General features: G+C 53.5%; 15 protein-coding genes. All 15 read right to left on the bottom strand.

The window, feature by feature from the left end; translation table 11 throughout:
• Positions 1–154 precede the first annotated feature (154 nt).
• The 15 genes from EPE01S_RS10265 to msrP all read right to left on the bottom strand — a co-directional run bounded on the left by EPE01S_RS10265 (position 155) and on the right by msrP (position 14,454).
• The gene (locus EPE01S_RS10265) at positions 155–916 is read right to left on the bottom strand and encodes an amino acid ABC transporter ATP-binding protein (protein WP_062744528.1); all 762 of its coding nucleotides are present in this window, start codon (positions 914–916) and stop codon (positions 155–157) included.
• A gap of 8 nt (positions 917–924) precedes the next feature.
• Positions 925–2,025 carry an amino acid ABC transporter permease gene (locus EPE01S_RS10260; RefSeq protein WP_062744527.1) on the bottom strand — a complete coding sequence of 367 codons (1,101 nt, stop codon included), beginning with the start codon at positions 2,023–2,025 and terminating at the stop codon, positions 925–927.
• A 10-nt stretch (positions 2,026–2,035) separates the two neighbouring features.
• A complete protein-coding gene (locus EPE01S_RS10255; protein WP_062744526.1) occupies positions 2,036–3,214 on the bottom strand; it encodes an amino acid ABC transporter permease in 1,179 nt (392 codons plus the stop codon).
• Between the two features lie 67 nt (positions 3,215–3,281).
• Positions 3,282–4,307: an amino acid ABC transporter substrate-binding protein gene (locus EPE01S_RS10250; RefSeq protein ID WP_062744525.1), complete on the bottom strand. Its 1,026-nt coding sequence runs from the start codon at positions 4,305–4,307 to the stop codon at positions 3,282–3,284.
• A gap of 362 nt (positions 4,308–4,669) precedes the next feature.
• Positions 4,670–5,590, bottom strand: coding sequence for a kdo(2)-lipid IV(A) palmitoleoyltransferase (gene lpxP / locus EPE01S_RS10245; protein WP_062744524.1), 921 nt, complete (start codon positions 5,588–5,590; stop codon positions 4,670–4,672).
• A 380-nt stretch (positions 5,591–5,970) separates the two neighbouring features.
• The gene (gene fis, locus EPE01S_RS10240; RefSeq protein WP_000462905.1) at positions 5,971–6,267 is read right to left on the bottom strand and encodes a DNA-binding transcriptional regulator Fis; all 297 of its coding nucleotides are present in this window, start codon (positions 6,265–6,267) and stop codon (positions 5,971–5,973) included.
• Positions 6,268–6,292: 25 nt separating this feature from the next.
• Entirely contained in the window at positions 6,293–7,258 is a 966-nt protein-coding gene (dusB, locus tag EPE01S_RS10235) for a tRNA dihydrouridine synthase DusB (RefSeq protein WP_062744545.1), read from the bottom strand.
• A 307-nt stretch (positions 7,259–7,565) separates the two neighbouring features.
• Positions 7,566–8,447: a 50S ribosomal protein L11 methyltransferase gene (gene prmA, locus EPE01S_RS10225; RefSeq protein WP_062744522.1), complete on the bottom strand. Its 882-nt coding sequence runs from the start codon at positions 8,445–8,447 to the stop codon at positions 7,566–7,568.
• A gap of 2 nt (positions 8,448–8,449) precedes the next feature.
• Positions 8,450–9,913 carry a sodium/pantothenate symporter gene (gene panF, locus EPE01S_RS10220; RefSeq protein WP_062744521.1) on the bottom strand — a complete coding sequence of 488 codons (1,464 nt, stop codon included), beginning with the start codon at positions 9,911–9,913 and terminating at the stop codon, positions 8,450–8,452.
• A complete protein-coding gene (locus EPE01S_RS10215) occupies positions 9,903–10,145 on the bottom strand; it encodes a YhdT family protein (protein ID WP_062744520.1) in 243 nt (80 codons plus the stop codon). The genes panF and EPE01S_RS10215 overlap by 11 nt, the downstream gene beginning before the upstream one ends.
• A gap of 153 nt (positions 10,146–10,298) precedes the next feature.
• A complete protein-coding gene (gene accC / locus EPE01S_RS10210; protein ID WP_062744519.1) occupies positions 10,299–11,648 on the bottom strand; it encodes an acetyl-CoA carboxylase biotin carboxylase subunit in 1,350 nt (449 codons plus the stop codon).
• A gap of 11 nt (positions 11,649–11,659) precedes the next feature.
• The gene (gene accB, locus EPE01S_RS10205; protein ID WP_062744518.1) at positions 11,660–12,133 is read right to left on the bottom strand and encodes an acetyl-CoA carboxylase biotin carboxyl carrier protein; all 474 of its coding nucleotides are present in this window, start codon (positions 12,131–12,133) and stop codon (positions 11,660–11,662) included.
• Positions 12,134–12,154: 21 nt separating this feature from the next.
• On the bottom strand, positions 12,155–12,607 hold the full coding sequence (gene aroQ / locus EPE01S_RS10200; RefSeq protein WP_062744544.1) for a type II 3-dehydroquinate dehydratase: 453 nt from the start codon (positions 12,605–12,607) through the stop codon (positions 12,155–12,157).
• Positions 12,608–12,833: 226 nt separating this feature from the next.
• The gene (gene msrQ / locus EPE01S_RS10195; RefSeq protein ID WP_062744517.1) at positions 12,834–13,448 is read right to left on the bottom strand and encodes a protein-methionine-sulfoxide reductase heme-binding subunit MsrQ; all 615 of its coding nucleotides are present in this window, start codon (positions 13,446–13,448) and stop codon (positions 12,834–12,836) included.
• Between the two features lies 1 nt (position 13,449).
• Positions 13,450–14,454 carry a protein-methionine-sulfoxide reductase catalytic subunit MsrP gene (msrP, locus tag EPE01S_RS10190; protein ID WP_062744516.1) on the bottom strand — a complete coding sequence of 335 codons (1,005 nt, stop codon included), beginning with the start codon at positions 14,452–14,454 and terminating at the stop codon, positions 13,450–13,452.
• Positions 14,455–14,492: the final 38 nt, after the last annotated feature.

The raw sequence follows: 14,492 nt of genomic DNA, 5'->3' as shown, positions 1-14,492 counted from the left end.
TAAAGACGAAAGCCCCGTACGAAAGTGCGGGGCTTTTTTCTTTTTGTTTTTTGCCAGCGCTGAACCAGCGTCTGTTAATACCCTGAAAAACGAATATAAAAAAAGCCCCGGCCAGTCATGGCCGGGGCTTTTTTGCTGCTGTCAGTCACGGATATTAGTGGATAACCTGTGACAGGAACGCTCGGGTGCGTTCAGACTTAGGGTTGGCAAAGAACTCCTGCGGTGGCGCTTCTTCTACGATCTCTCCGCGATCCATAAAGATCACCCGGTCTGCTACGGTTCGGGCAAAACCCATTTCGTGGGTGACGCACAGCATGGTCATACCATCCTCTGCCAGGCCAATCATGGTATCGAGCACTTCTTTGACCATTTCCGGGTCGAGCGCAGAAGTCGGTTCATCGAACAGCATAATTTTGGGTTTCATACACAGCGAGCGCGCAATGGCCACGCGCTGCTGCTGGCCACCGGAGAGCTGGCCGGGGAATTTATGCGCATGTTCAGCAATGCGTACGCGTTCCAGGTAATGCATTGCCAGTTCTTCCGCTTCTTTCTTTGGTGTCTTACGTACCCAGATCGGCGCCAGGGTACAGTTCTGCAGTACGCTCAGGTGAGGGAAAAGATTGAAGTGCTGAAAGACCATACCCACCTCGGTACGAACGCGTTCAATATTGCGCAGATCGTCGTTAAGAAGCGTCCCGTCGACGACGATACGCCCCTGCTGGTGCTCTTCAAGGTGATTAATACAGCGGATGGTAGTGGATTTCCCAGAACCAGACGGACCGCAGAGTACAATACGCTCACGGGGCTTAACCTTGAGGTTAATGTCTTTCAGGACGTGAAACTGACCGTACCACTTATTCACATTTTCGAGCGTAATCATCATTGCGTCGTCAGATGGGGTAATAATTTGCGTCATTTTAAACCTCAGTGCGGCGTACGCCCGGTGTTAAAGCGCTTTTCCAGATACTGGCTATAGCGCGACATGCTGAAACAGAAAATCCAGTAGATCAGTGCAGCGAATACATAGCCCTCAGTCGACATGCCCAACCAGGCGGGATCGACGGTGGCCTGCTGCACACTACTAAAGAGGTCAAACAGGCCGATGATGATCACCAGGCTGGTGTCTTTAAACAGAGCAATGATGGTGTTAACCAGGCCTGGGATCACCATTTTCAACGCCTGGGGCAGGATCACCAGCCCCTGCGTTTTCCAGTAACCCAGTGCCAGCGACTCGGCGGCTTCATACTGTCCCTTCGGCAGGGCCTGCAGTCCACCACGCACCACTTCGGCCACGTAGGCCGACTGGAACAGGATGACCCCGACCAGCGCGCGGATAAGCTTATCGATGGAGCTGCCTTCTGCCATAAACAGCGGCAACATCACCGATGACATAAACAGCACGGTGATCAACGGTACGCCACGCCAGAACTCGATAAACAGCACGCACAGCGTGCGGACGACTGGCATGCGCGAGCGACGCCCCAGCGCCAGCAGAATGCCGAGGGGTAATGCCCCGGCAATACCCACTGAGGCTATGATCAGGGTCAGGGTCAGTCCGCCCCACTGGCGCGTTTCGACACGCTCCAGCCCGAAGAAGCCACCATAAAGCAGGAACCAGACGGCAACCGGGTAAATAACCGCCCAGGCAGCGATATAGGTTCCCCGGCGCGGCAGGCGTTTCAGGAACATCGGAACAATTGACACCAGGCCAATGATCAGCGCCATGTTGATGCGCCAGCGGAGCTCATGGGGATATAACCCATACATAAACTGGCCAAAGCGTGCATGAATAAACACCCAGCATGCGCCGTCCTTTGTACAGTCGGCACGGGTTTCACCCAGCCAGTTCGCCTGAAACACCAGCCAGTTCAGCGCCGGAGGGATAACGGCCCATATCACCCACAGACAGAACAGCGTCAGCAGAGTGTTACCGAGACTGGAGAACAGATTTTTTCTTGCCCATCGCACGGCGCGCGATAGCGTGTTCGGGGTGACAGCCGGCGTTTGATGCGTGCTTATCGTCATAGTCCGTCTCTTAGCGCTCAATAAGGGCGATTTTGCGGTTGTAGATGTTCATTAACAGCGAAATCGACAGGCTGATAATGAGATAGACACCCATCGTGATAGCAATGGTTTCAATGGCCTGACCCGTCTGATTCAGCACCGTACCGGCAAACAGCGACACCATATCGGGATAGCCAATGGCAGCAGCCAGCGAGGAGTTCTTAACGATATTGAGATACTGGCTGGTCAGCGGCGGGATAATCACCCGCATCGCCTGCGGGATGATCACCTGGCGCAGGGTGACAGGGTGAGGGAGACCGAGAGAACGCGCAGCCTCGTGCTGTCCGTGGGGCACAGACTGGATACCGGAACGGATCACTTCGGCAATAAATGACGATGTGTAAATCGACAGTGCCAGTGTTAATGCCGCCAGCTCAGGGATCAGTACGAAACCGCCGCGAAAATTAAAGCCACGCAGCTCCGGAATATCCCAGTGCATCGGGCTACCTGCAAACAGTGCTGTCACCAGAGGAAACACGATCAGCATGGCGATGGCGATGGGCCACGTCCGTCGCAGCTGACCGGTTTTCAACTGATGCTGCCTGTTGTAGCGGAATATCCCCCACGCGATGACCAGCGCCAGCGCCAGAGCAGTCAGAAACGGCCCGGTACCCGCCACATATTCAGGCCACGGAATATACAGCCCGCGGTTACTGACATAGGTGAGGTCGAAAGCGTTCAGTGCCTGGCGTGGACCCGGCAGGTTGCGTAGTACTGCAAAGTACCAGAAGAAGATCTGCAGCAACGGGGGGATATTACGGAACGTCTCAATATAGATGTTGGACAGCTTGCGCAGTAGCCAGTTGTCAGACAGGCGGGCCAGCCCGATAAAGAAGCCAAGGAAGGATGCAAAGACGATACACAACGCAGAAACCAACAGGGTATTTGTCAGCCCCACCAGAAACACGCGCGCATAGGTATCGGATTCAGTGTAATCAATCAGGTGCTGGACGATACCAAAGCCAGCGCTACGTTCAAGGAAACCAAAGCCGGACGTGATACCCCGATTGGCCAGGTTAATAATGGTGTTGTGTATCAGGTAACCCGCAACGGCAAGCACAGCGACTATCGCAATGATCTGGTAAAGCCAGGCGCGAACCGCAGGATTACTGAATGAAAAATCCCTTTTTACGGTTGGGCGTTGAGACATGGTAAGACCTCAGTGACGAAAATTCTGGCATGGGCGCCGGCAGACCGGCACCCTGTAATCAAGGGAATTAACGTACTGGTGGCGCGTACTGAATACCGCCCTGGTTCCACAGTGCATTCTGACCACGTGCAATTTTCAGCTGGCTGTCTTTACCGACGTTACGGTCAAACACCTCCTGATAGTTGCCCACCTGTTTGATAATGTTGTAAGCCCACTTGTTATCCAGCTTCAGATCCTTGCCGAAGTCGCCTTCTGCACCCAGCAGATGAGCCATATCTGGTGTTGAGGGTTTTGCCGTCATCTGGTCGACGTTTTTAGAGGTAATGCCCATCTCTTCGGCATTCAGCATGGCGAACAGCGACCACTTAACAATGGTGTACCAGTCATCATCACCGCGACGTACAACCGGCCCCAGTGGCTCTTTCGAGATCACTTCGGGCAGCACGATAAACTCGCTCGGTTTACCCAGTTTGATTCTCAGCGCATACAGCTGAGACTGGTCGGAAGCCAGCGTATCGCAACGGCCAGTATCCAGCGCCTTAGCCGACTCATCAGAGCGGTCGAAAGTGACTGGTGTGTACTGCATTTTGTTCGCTTTAAAGTAGTCCGCCACGTTCAGCTCAGTATCGGTACCGGCCTGGATACAGACGGTGGCCCCATCCAGCTCTTTAGCGCTTTTCAGGCCCGCCTTCTGGTGGGTCAGGAAGCCGATACCGTCGTAATAGTTTACGCCGGCAAAGATGAAGCCCATGCCACCATCGCGGGAGGAGGTCCAGGTGGTATTACGTGAAAGAATATCGACTTCACCGGACTGCAGCGCAGTGAAACGCTCTTTCGCGGTCAGAGGGGTATATTTCACTTTCGTAGCATCACCAAATACCGCCGCTGCCGCTGCACGGCAGACGTCCACATCGATGCCGGTAAACTTGCCGTTAGAGTCTGCATACGAGAAACCCGGCAAACCGTCACTGATACCACACTGCACAAACCCTTTCTTTTTAATGGCATCCAGCGTCGTACCTGCATGAGCCTGATTCGCAATGCTAAACAGCGTAGCGGCGGCAATCATCGTAGAGAGCATCATCTTTTTCATAAAGCATCCTGTGTGGCGGATTTATATTGTTATGTGTAGCGCACGCTCTGGTGCACTTTTCCTGTCTGCGGCCGGAGGCCATTCACTGCTTTGCAAAGGTAATGCCAGAGTTGCAGAGCGCTGAATATGTTGAAAAGCGTTACTGATAATGGGAGGTTTATTACAAGTGGTATTAATATCGCGCACCAGGATGGGGCGAAAATAGCCAGGATGGTCACAAATAGTGCATTTAGTTTCACTATATGAAAACAATGTGATGATGGTTGCAGATTTGTTGTTTAAGTGTAAATTTTGTTGCGAAGGCCAGCGCCATCAGGCGCTGGGCGGGGAAGGATCAGACTAAGTGGTTTCTTAAGGCAGTATTAGTACAGGGAGCTGGCGCCGACAGGACGGGTTTTGAAGCGTCGGTGTAGCCACATATACTGAGAGGGAGCGCGCATAATCTCGCGTTCAATAACCCGGTTCATATACTCGGCCGCTTCCTGCTCACTTTCGATTGGATAGTCCTTTAGCTCGGGCTGGATCACCAGTTCATAACCGCTGCCATCTTCCTTGCGGATCAGCACGACGGTGATCAGCGCAGGCTTGGCCATACGTGCCAGCATCCAGGTGCCGCTGGTAGTAGCGGCGTCGGGTACGGCAAACAGCGGTGCAAATACGCTGCCTTTCGGACCGTAGTCCTGGTCCGGTGCAAACCATACTGCTTCACCCTGCTTCAGCGCCTGTACCATACCACGCAGATCGCGGCGATTGATCATCGCTTTGTTCGAACGCATACGGCCTTTGGTCTGCACCCACTCCATCAATTTATTATTATGCGGGCGGTACATTGCCATCATTGGCTGGCAAAGGCCCATCGCACGTCCACCTAACTCCAGCGACATAAAGTGTACGCCGATAATCAGTGCTCCCCGGCCATCCGCCTGGGCGGCTTTCAAGTTATTCAGACCGTTAACGGTAAACCAGCGTTTCACCCGGCGATCGGACCAGAACCATGCCATACCGGTTTCCAGCAAGCCCATGCCAAGAGATTCAAAATTGCCGACAATACAACGTTCAAGCTGTTGTTCATCCATATCGGGAAAACAGAGTTCAAGGTTACGGCGGGCAATGGAGACACGACGCTTCATAAAGCGCATGGACGTACGGCCCATCCAGGTGCCCAGTTTGTTTAATACGGGATAAGGGAGTTGCACCAGCAGAAATAGCACGCTGACACCAAACCAGGTAAGCCAGTAGCGCGGACGTAAAAAGCTCCTCTGGAATTTTTGTGGCTGCTTCATAATTACTCATTCAGACATTAAGGGCGGGACCTGTAACGCAGAGTGAGGACAGTCAGCTGCGATACACTCAATCAGACACCCGTTCAGGACTAAGGTTTACTCACATTCCTCTCTTGACCAGAATTTACATTCCAGTGGATTGCGCACGTTGGTCAAATTGGTGAGGAGTGTCAACTGAGGACCTTCATCTTATGTAAAGGTACACAGATTACCCGTTACACAGCGAAAGATAGATGGGAAGTTTCCTATCAGGCGGTGCCTGCGCCTCCTGCTATCTGGCTATGGGACTCATCGCATCGCCGTTGCGATACGTTATCAATAAAAAAGCGCTTAAACCATAGGGATAAGCGCTTTAGATACAACATGATAGCCAGAGGCTATTAGTTCATGCCGTATTTTTTCAGTTTCTTACGCAGTGTACCGCGGTTGATGCCCATCATCAGGGCTGCACGGGTCTGGTTGCCACGGGTGTATTGCATCACCATGTCCAACAGAGGCTGTTCTACTTCAGCCAGTACCAGCTCATACAGATCATTTACATCCTGACCATTCAGTTGAGCAAAATAGTTCTTCAGTGCCTGTTTGACCGAATCACGAAGTGGCTTTTGGGTCACTTGATCCTGTGAGTTTACGGTAGATACGGTCAGTACGTCAGAATTTACGCGTTGTTCGAACATAGTTCTGTCAGCTCTTTATTTCTAATTACGCAAGATTTTCGAAGTATGCCTCCAACGCCTCCAGCTGTTCGCTGGCATCCTCTATGGCGTTGAATGTGCGCCGAAACTGGTCGTTTGGGGCGTGCTCCTGCAGATACCAGGAGACGTGCTTTCGGGCAATACGATATCCTTTGCGGTGACCATAAAAGTCGTGCAGTTCCCGTAAGTGCCCGATGAGCAAGCGCTTTACTTCAGCCAGTGGCATCGGCGCAAGCAGCTCCCCAGTGTCCAGATAGTGCTGGATTTCCCGGAAGATCCACGGTCTTCCCTGAGCCGCCCGTCCTATCATCAGGGCATCAGCCCCCGTATAGTCAAGCACGGCTCTGGCTTTGTGCGGGTCAGTAATGTCTCCATTCGCGATAACCGGAATGGATACGTTCTGCTTAACTGTCCGAATGCTGTCGTACTCAGCTTCGCCGTTGAACAAACACGCGCGAGTGCGTCCGTGAATTGTCAGGGCCTGAATACCACAACGCTCAGCCAATTGGGCAATCTCTACACAGTTGCGGTTGTTGCTGTCCCAGCCAGTGCGAATCTTTAAGGTGACCGGTACGTCGACTGCATTCACCACCGCCAGGAGGATAGACCTCACCAGTTCAGGATGTTGCAGCAGCGCGGAGCCTGCCATCTTGCGATTCACTTTTTTAGCGGGACAACCCATATTGATGTCGATTACCTGCGCACCCGATACTGCATTGATGCGTGCGGCTGCCGCCATCTCTTCCGGGTCACAACCCGCAATTTGCACGGTACGAATACCAGGTTCGTCACTGTGTACCATACGCAACCGCGACTTGTCGCTGCCCCAGACTTCAGGGTTTGACGACATCATCTCGGAAACAGTCATACCAGCGCCCATTGCATAGCAAAGGGTCCTGAATGGCCTGTCTGTTATCCCGGCCATCGGGGCTGCAATCAAACGATTACGAAGCTGGTGATTTCCTATGCGCATGAAAAAAAAGTGACCATAGTGTGTCCGCAAGGCGGCGTATATTACGCATTTTTTCAGGAAGATGAAAGGCCAAACTTTGAACAATCCGCTGATGCCGATCAAGGAATCACCGTGCGCGTCACAGGCATTAATTTTATAGTGATATAAAACAATGGATTAAAAAAATATGACGAATTTCTGTACAAAGATTTTTCTTTTTTTGTGACCCAGTTGGCAACATAAATCACGTCAGTTTGCCAGTAATTCGGGACATATGACGTAATGAACGGGCTGATGCAGCTCATCTGGGCTGCATCAGCGGTTTATTTTAACGACGAACTCCGGTGATGCGGCACCACTCTTCTTTTTCCGCCACCGGATCCAGCGTGAAGGTGTCAGCATACGCTTCACACACACTCTCTGCCTGGCTGGCAAGCACCCCGGACAGGCCGAGATGGCCGCCATGTTTAGGCAAGACGCTAATCAGCGGCGCCAGTTCACGCAGCGGGCCGGCAAGGATATTGGCCACCACAACGTCGGCACTGAGATTTTCGGGCTGTTCGTGTGGCAGATAGAGCGACAAACGCTCGGACACGCCGTTGCGCTGTGCATTGTCACGACTTGCCTGAATCGCCTGCGGATCGATATCAATACCGATAGCGGCAGCCGCACCGAGCTTCAGCGCGGCAATCGCGAGGATACCGGAACCACAGCCGAAGTCGATTACGGTTTTACCCGTCAGATCGAGTCCATCCAGCCAGGTCAGACACAGCGAGGTCGTCGGGTGAGTGCCGGTACCAAACGCCAGGCCGGGATCCAGCATCACGTTGACAGCGGCAGGGTCGGGAACGTCACGCCAGCTTGGGCAGATCCACAGGCGCTGGCCAAAGCGCATCGGATGGAAGTTATCCATCCATTCGCGCTCCCAGTCTTTATCTTCAATCTGCTCGATTTTATGATGGAAACCGACGCCTAACAGTGGATGCTGCTCCAGGCCGGCAATCACCTCCGGCATCTCGGTTTCGGCATCAAACAGCCCAATCACGTCAGTGTCTCCCCACAGACGGGTTTCGCCCGGCAGTGGTTCAAATACCGGGTTGTCGTGGGTATCCTGGAAGGTCACCGACACCGCGCCGTTTTCAATCAGTGCGTCGCCCAGCTCTTCAGCCTGTGCACCGGTGGTATTTAACTTCATTTGTATCCAGGGCATTTTCAATCTCTTCCATCAATCAGGGTGGAGGCAGTCATTGTTTCAGGGTCAGAATGGCCAAAACGATTGCCAATAATAAAGGCCAGCAGGCTGAGGAGCAGCGCCGGTACGATCGGGTGGAAACCCCAGAGCTGCAAGGACAGACTGGCCAGCAGGGTATAACAGGCTGCGCCCATGATCATGCTGCTCAGTGCGCCCGCCGCATTGGCTTTCTCCCAGTAAAGCCCCAGTACCAGCGGCCAGAGGAACACGGCTTCCAGACCACCAAAGGCCAGCAGATTCAGCCAGATAATCATCTCCGGCGGATTCCAGGCAGCCAGTAGCAGCAGCAGGCCCAGAATCAGCGTGACCAGTGAGGAGAGGCGCTTGAGCAGCGGTTCATTATCCAGCTGATGCGGGCGTATACGCAGATAGAGATCTTTAACGATCGTTGCCGACGATTGTAGCAGTTGGGCGTTAATGGTGGACATGATGGCCGCCATCGGTGCCGCAAGAAAGATCCCTGCGGCCAGGGGTGGCAGAACATGGATCATCAGCCTCGGGATCACCTGGTCCGGGATCGCTAAGTCCGGGATCACCGCCCGCCCAAGAGCACCCGCAAGGTGCATACCAAACATCAGAACCGCCACCACCACCGTCCCCAGCAGGATCGCCCGATGTACGGCCTTGCTGTCTTTATAGGAAATGCAGCGGACCGCCGTGTGCGGCAGACCGATGACGCCAAAGCACACCAGCACGGAGAACGAGGCCAGGAAGGTGGGGGTGAGAATATCATCCACGCCGGAGGCAGAGACCAGCTGAGGATCGATGTGTTGCAGGGTTTCAACCGCTTTATGCATTCCGCCCGCCGCATGGATGACGGCGAACAGCAGCAGGAACGTGCCGGCCAGCATCACCATCCCCTGCATGGCATCGTTCAGCACGCTGGCACGGAAGCCGCCAAATGCCGTATACAGCGCAATAGAGATACCAAAGATCAGCAGCCCGGTGTCGTAAGGAATGCCGGCAGCCGTTTCCAGCAGACGAGCACCACCGATAAACTGCACGGTCATGGCCCCGATAAAGGCCACCAGCAGACTGATGCTGGCCAGCCACACAAGCAGGGGGCTGCGATAGCGCGCATACAACATATCGTTAAGGGTGACGGCGTTATAGCGTCTGGCCAGGATAGCGAACTTCTTGCCGAGGATGCCCAGTGACAACCAGACGGCAGGCACCTGCACCATCGACAGCAGCACCCAGCCCAGCCCGTATTTATAGGCTGCCCCGGGGCCGCCTATAAACGAGCTGGCGCTGATGTAAGTGGTGGTCAGCGTCATCGCCAGCACAAAGCCGCCCATTGACCGGCTGCCGAGGAAGTACTCGCTCAAAAAGCTGCCCTCACGGCGCTGACGCATGGCATAAACGGAGAGTCCGGCAACCAGCAGCAGGTAGCCAATCAGAGGCAAAATAATGTCAAGCTTCACCGTCGTCCTCCAGAGAGATATCGCGGAAGATGAAGCGAACCATCAGCCAGCAAAGAAAAATAAACACCCCAGGTATCAGCAGACAGGCCATTTCGAACCAGTGTGGGAGGCCGGTAATACCGGGTTTGTCATCAGGCAACCCGCCCGCCAGTGCCCAGCAGGCAAGATAAGCCACCGCCAGCCAGAAGGCCCAGCGTGCTTCACGGTGCGCTTGCAGAAAGCGTTTTTCCATCCGTTTCTCCCTCAGGGTTACGGCAAGGACAGATAAAAAGAAGGGAATTTTACGACAGGATGCGCATTTGCCCAGCGATATCTTGCAAAAGTTGCAGAAAGGGGGCGAAGAAGAGTGGGCCCCGTGGTACAGGCCCACTGAACAGCGGCGTAATTACTTCTCTTGCAGGCCGAGTTTTTTCTCCAGATAGTGGATATTGGTGCCACCGTGCTGGAAGTTCTCGTCTGACATGATTTTCATCTGCAGTTCGATATTGGTTTTAATCCCGTCGATGATCAGCTCCGCCAGCGCATTTTTCATGCGTGAAATTGCCACATCGCGGTTTTCACCAAAGGTAATCAGCTTGCCAATCATTGAGTCATAGTACGGCGGTACGCTATAGCCGGCGTAGATATGAGACTCCCAGCGCACGCCAAATCCACCCGGTGCATGGAATCGGGTGATTTTGCCAGGGCTTGGCAGGAAGGTGTTAGCATCTTCAGCGTTGATTCGGCATTCCACCGCATGACCGCGAATGATCACTTCTTCCTGCTTGATTGACAATGGCTGGCCAGCTGCAATGCGCAGCTGCTCTTTGATCAGGTCAACGCCGGTAATCATCTCGGTCACCGGATGTTCAACCTGGATACGGGTGTTCATTTCAATGAAATAGAACTCACCGTTCTCATACAGGAACTCGAAGGTACCAGCGCCACGATAGCCAATATCAATACAGGCTTTCGAGCAGCGTTCGCCAATGTAGCGACGCATCTCTTCGGTAATACCCGGTGCAGGTGCTTCTTCCACCACTTTCTGGTGGCGGCGCTGCATTGAGCAGTCACGTTCTGCCAGATAGATAGCGTTGCCCTGACCGTCAGCCAAAATCTGAATTTCGATATGGCGTGGGTTTTCCAGGTATTTTTCCATGTACACCATGTCGTTGTTGAAAGCCGCTTTGGCTTCCGCTTTCGTCATGTTGATGGACTGTTCCAGATCTTTGTCGCCGCGTACGACACGCATACCACGACCACCGCCGCCGCCGGAGGCTTTGATGATCACCGGGTAGCCGATACGTTTTGCGAAGGCACGGTTTTTATCCATATCTTCGGTTAACGGACCGTCAGAGCCCGGTACGGTCGGAACACCGGCTTTCTTCATGGCGGTAATCGCGGACACTTTATCGCCCATCAGGCGAATGGTGTCGGCTTTCGGTCCGATAAAGATAAAGCCAGAGCGTTCTACCTGCTCGGCAAAGTCAGCATTTTCAGACAGGAAACCGTAGCCAGGGTGAATCGCAACGGACCCGGTGATCTCAGCGGCTGAAATTAGCGCCGGGATATTCAGGTAGCTTTTCACTGAGGGTGGCGGACCAATACACACAGTTTCATCTGCCAGCAACACGTGTTTCAGGTCACGGTCAGCCGTGGAGTGCACGGCAACCGTTTTGATGCCCAGTTCTTTACAGGCGCGGAGAATACGCAGCGCGATTTCACCACGGTTAGCAATTACAATTTTATCAAGCATGGCTCGCCTCGTTATTCGATGACTACCAGCGGCTCGTCAAACTCAACAGGTTGACCGCTTTCGACCAGAATCGCTTTCACAATGCCGGATTTATCGGCTTCGATCTGGTTCATCATTTTCATCGCTTCAACGATGCACAGGGTATCACCGGCGTTAACTTTCTGACCCACTTCCACGAAGGCTTTCGCATCCGGGCTTGGGGTACGGTAGAAAGTACCAACCATTGGGGAACGTACGATATGGCCACTGATCTCAGCAGCGGCAGGCGCTTCCATTGCCGGAGCGGTCGCCGGAGCGACAGCGTTAGCCAGTGCTGGCTGCTGCTGCATCATTGGTGCCGCATAGGCCTGCTGCATCATCGGGTAACCGACGTTAACCGGTGCACGGCTGATGCGCACAGACTCTTCGCCTTCAGAGATTTCCAGTTCAGCGATGCCTGATTCTTCAACCAGTTCGATCAGTTTTTTAATCTTACGAATATCCATGAGTGTGGTTCCGTACTCTGTTTAATTAGATGGTGACAGGCGTTTAACTGCCGTCTGTAAAGCCCAGGAATAACCGTCGACGCCAAGTCCACAGATCACGCCGGAAGAAATATCAGAAAGATACGAATGATGGCGAAAGGGCTCACGGGCATGAACGTTTGACAGGTGAACCTCGATAAACGGGATGTTCACTGCCAGCAGCGCGTCACGCAGTGCCACGCTGGTATGGGTAAATGCCGCCGGGTTAATGACGATATAATCGACATTGCCTTTTGCCTCATGTATGCGATCGATGAGCGCATATTCCGCATTTGACTGGAGATGGCTCAAAGTGACGTTCAGCGCATTCGCCTGCGCGGTCAAATCGCTGACGAGATCTGCCAGCGTGGTGTGACCGTACTTTTCAGGCTCACGGGTTCCCAGCATATTGAGATTGGGGCCGTTCAAAAGCAGTACGTGCAACTTATCAGTCATCTTGCTGCTATCTCCCGCGATAATAAAGGCATCGCACAAAATACATCGCAATCGCCGATTTGTCACCTTTTCAGATGAAATTTGACGAAAGCAACCGTATGAAGTCGGGCATTATAATGATATCAACGCAATTAGCAGCTAAATACTGGTCGTATCAGCGAAGATGATCAACCACGCCGGTAAAAAAAGGCGCGGTTGATTGCTGAAGATGCGGGGCAGGACACAGTTATCCGCTGCGGCCAGGCAGCCATTTGCGCAGTTTTTTGTAACGCCATGCCAGCAGGATCGCAGCAATTAACGCATAAATCCACGGCTGGGGCGAGAGGGTTTTGACTGACCAGAGATAATGAACCGGTGCCAGTATGGCCACCAGATAGACGGCATTGTGCAATGTCTGCCATTTTTTTCCCAGTTTACGCTGTGCGCGCTGGAAGGAGGTGGCGGCCAGCAGGAGCAGGATCACCCAGCAAATAATGCCCAGCGTCAGGTAAGGACGTGAAATCAGCTCAGATCCCAGCAGGCCAAGGTTGCTGATCCCCAGTTCCAGCAGGGAGTAACTCACCAGGTGCAGTGTGGCCCAGGCGAAACACCATAAGCCCAGCAGACGACGTACGCGGATCAAAAGCGGTTGTTTTCCGTAGCGCGCCAGCGGCGTGACCGCCAGCGAGGCCAGTAAAAATTTCAGCGCCATTCTGCCGGTAAAATGCTGGATATCTTTTGCCGGGTCAGTGCTGAACCAGCCCTGATCGATCGACAACAGTAGCCACAGCAGCGGCAAAAAACCCGCCAGATGCAGCAGCACTTTTAAGCCCGTTATCTGTTTCAGCGACAGACGTACCATCTCAGAAGTTCTCCCGCAGATCGAGCCCACGGTAGAGAGAAGCAACCTGGTCAGCATAGCCATTAAACAGCAGGGTAGGCTGGCGTTTGACATCCAGAATACCGCCTGAGCCGATAAAACGTTCCGTTGCCTGCGACCAGCGCGGATGGTCAACATGAGGATTTACATTGGCAAAGAAACCGTATTCATTACCGGCGAGCTGATTCCAGGTCGTGGGCGGCATATCTTTAACGAGAGTGATTTTGACAATCGATTTGATGCCTTTAAAACCGTATTTCCAGGGAACGGTCAGGCGGATCGGCGCGCCGTTTTGCGGAGGCAGCGCTTTACCGTAAACGCCGGTGGTTAGGAGCGTCAACGGGTGCATTGCTTCATCCAGTCGCAGTCCTTCAACATAAGGGTAATCCAGGCCACCGCCGATAAAGCGATCCTGCTGGCCGGGCATCTGGTCCGGGGCATACAGGGTCTGGAAGGCCACGTAGCGAGCATTGCTGGTGGGTTCAGCCGCCTTAAGTAACTTGCCCAGCTCAAAGCCAATCCACGGGACGACCATCGACCACGCTTCTACGCAGCGCATACGATAGATGCGCTGTTCCTGAGGGAAACGCTTAAAAATATCGTCCATATCCAGTGTCATGGGTTTTCCCACTTCACCGCCAATCTCTATTTTCCAGTCGGTCGTTTTCAGCGTGCCGGCATTGGCGGCCGGATCGGCTTTATCCAGTCCGAATTCGTAGAAATTGTTATAGCCGCTCACTTTATCTTCCGGTGTCAGGGCAAGGTCGGACTGATATTGCGGCGGCTTACTGAAGTCGAGTGGCTTGCCCGCCGGGGCCGGCGGACGATCGTTCCCTTTAAACCATGACAGCACATCCGCGCGGGCAGCGGTGGGTAATGAAAGGGCCGCAGCGCTCAGGCCAAGGGTCTTAAGCAGCGTCCTGCGGCGGGTATTAAAAATGCTTTCCGGCGTGACATCATTTTCAGTCAGTTTATTAACGGTTTTCATCGGCGACCCTTGCACATGGTGGGGTAATAATGTTGAGC

Source organism: Erwinia persicina NBRC 102418 (assembly GCF_001571305.1).
Lineage (GTDB): Bacteria > Pseudomonadota > Gammaproteobacteria > Enterobacterales > Enterobacteriaceae > Erwinia > Erwinia persicina.
Note: the sequence above shows the minus strand (reverse complement) of the source record. Positions and strands in the feature narration are given on the sequence as shown.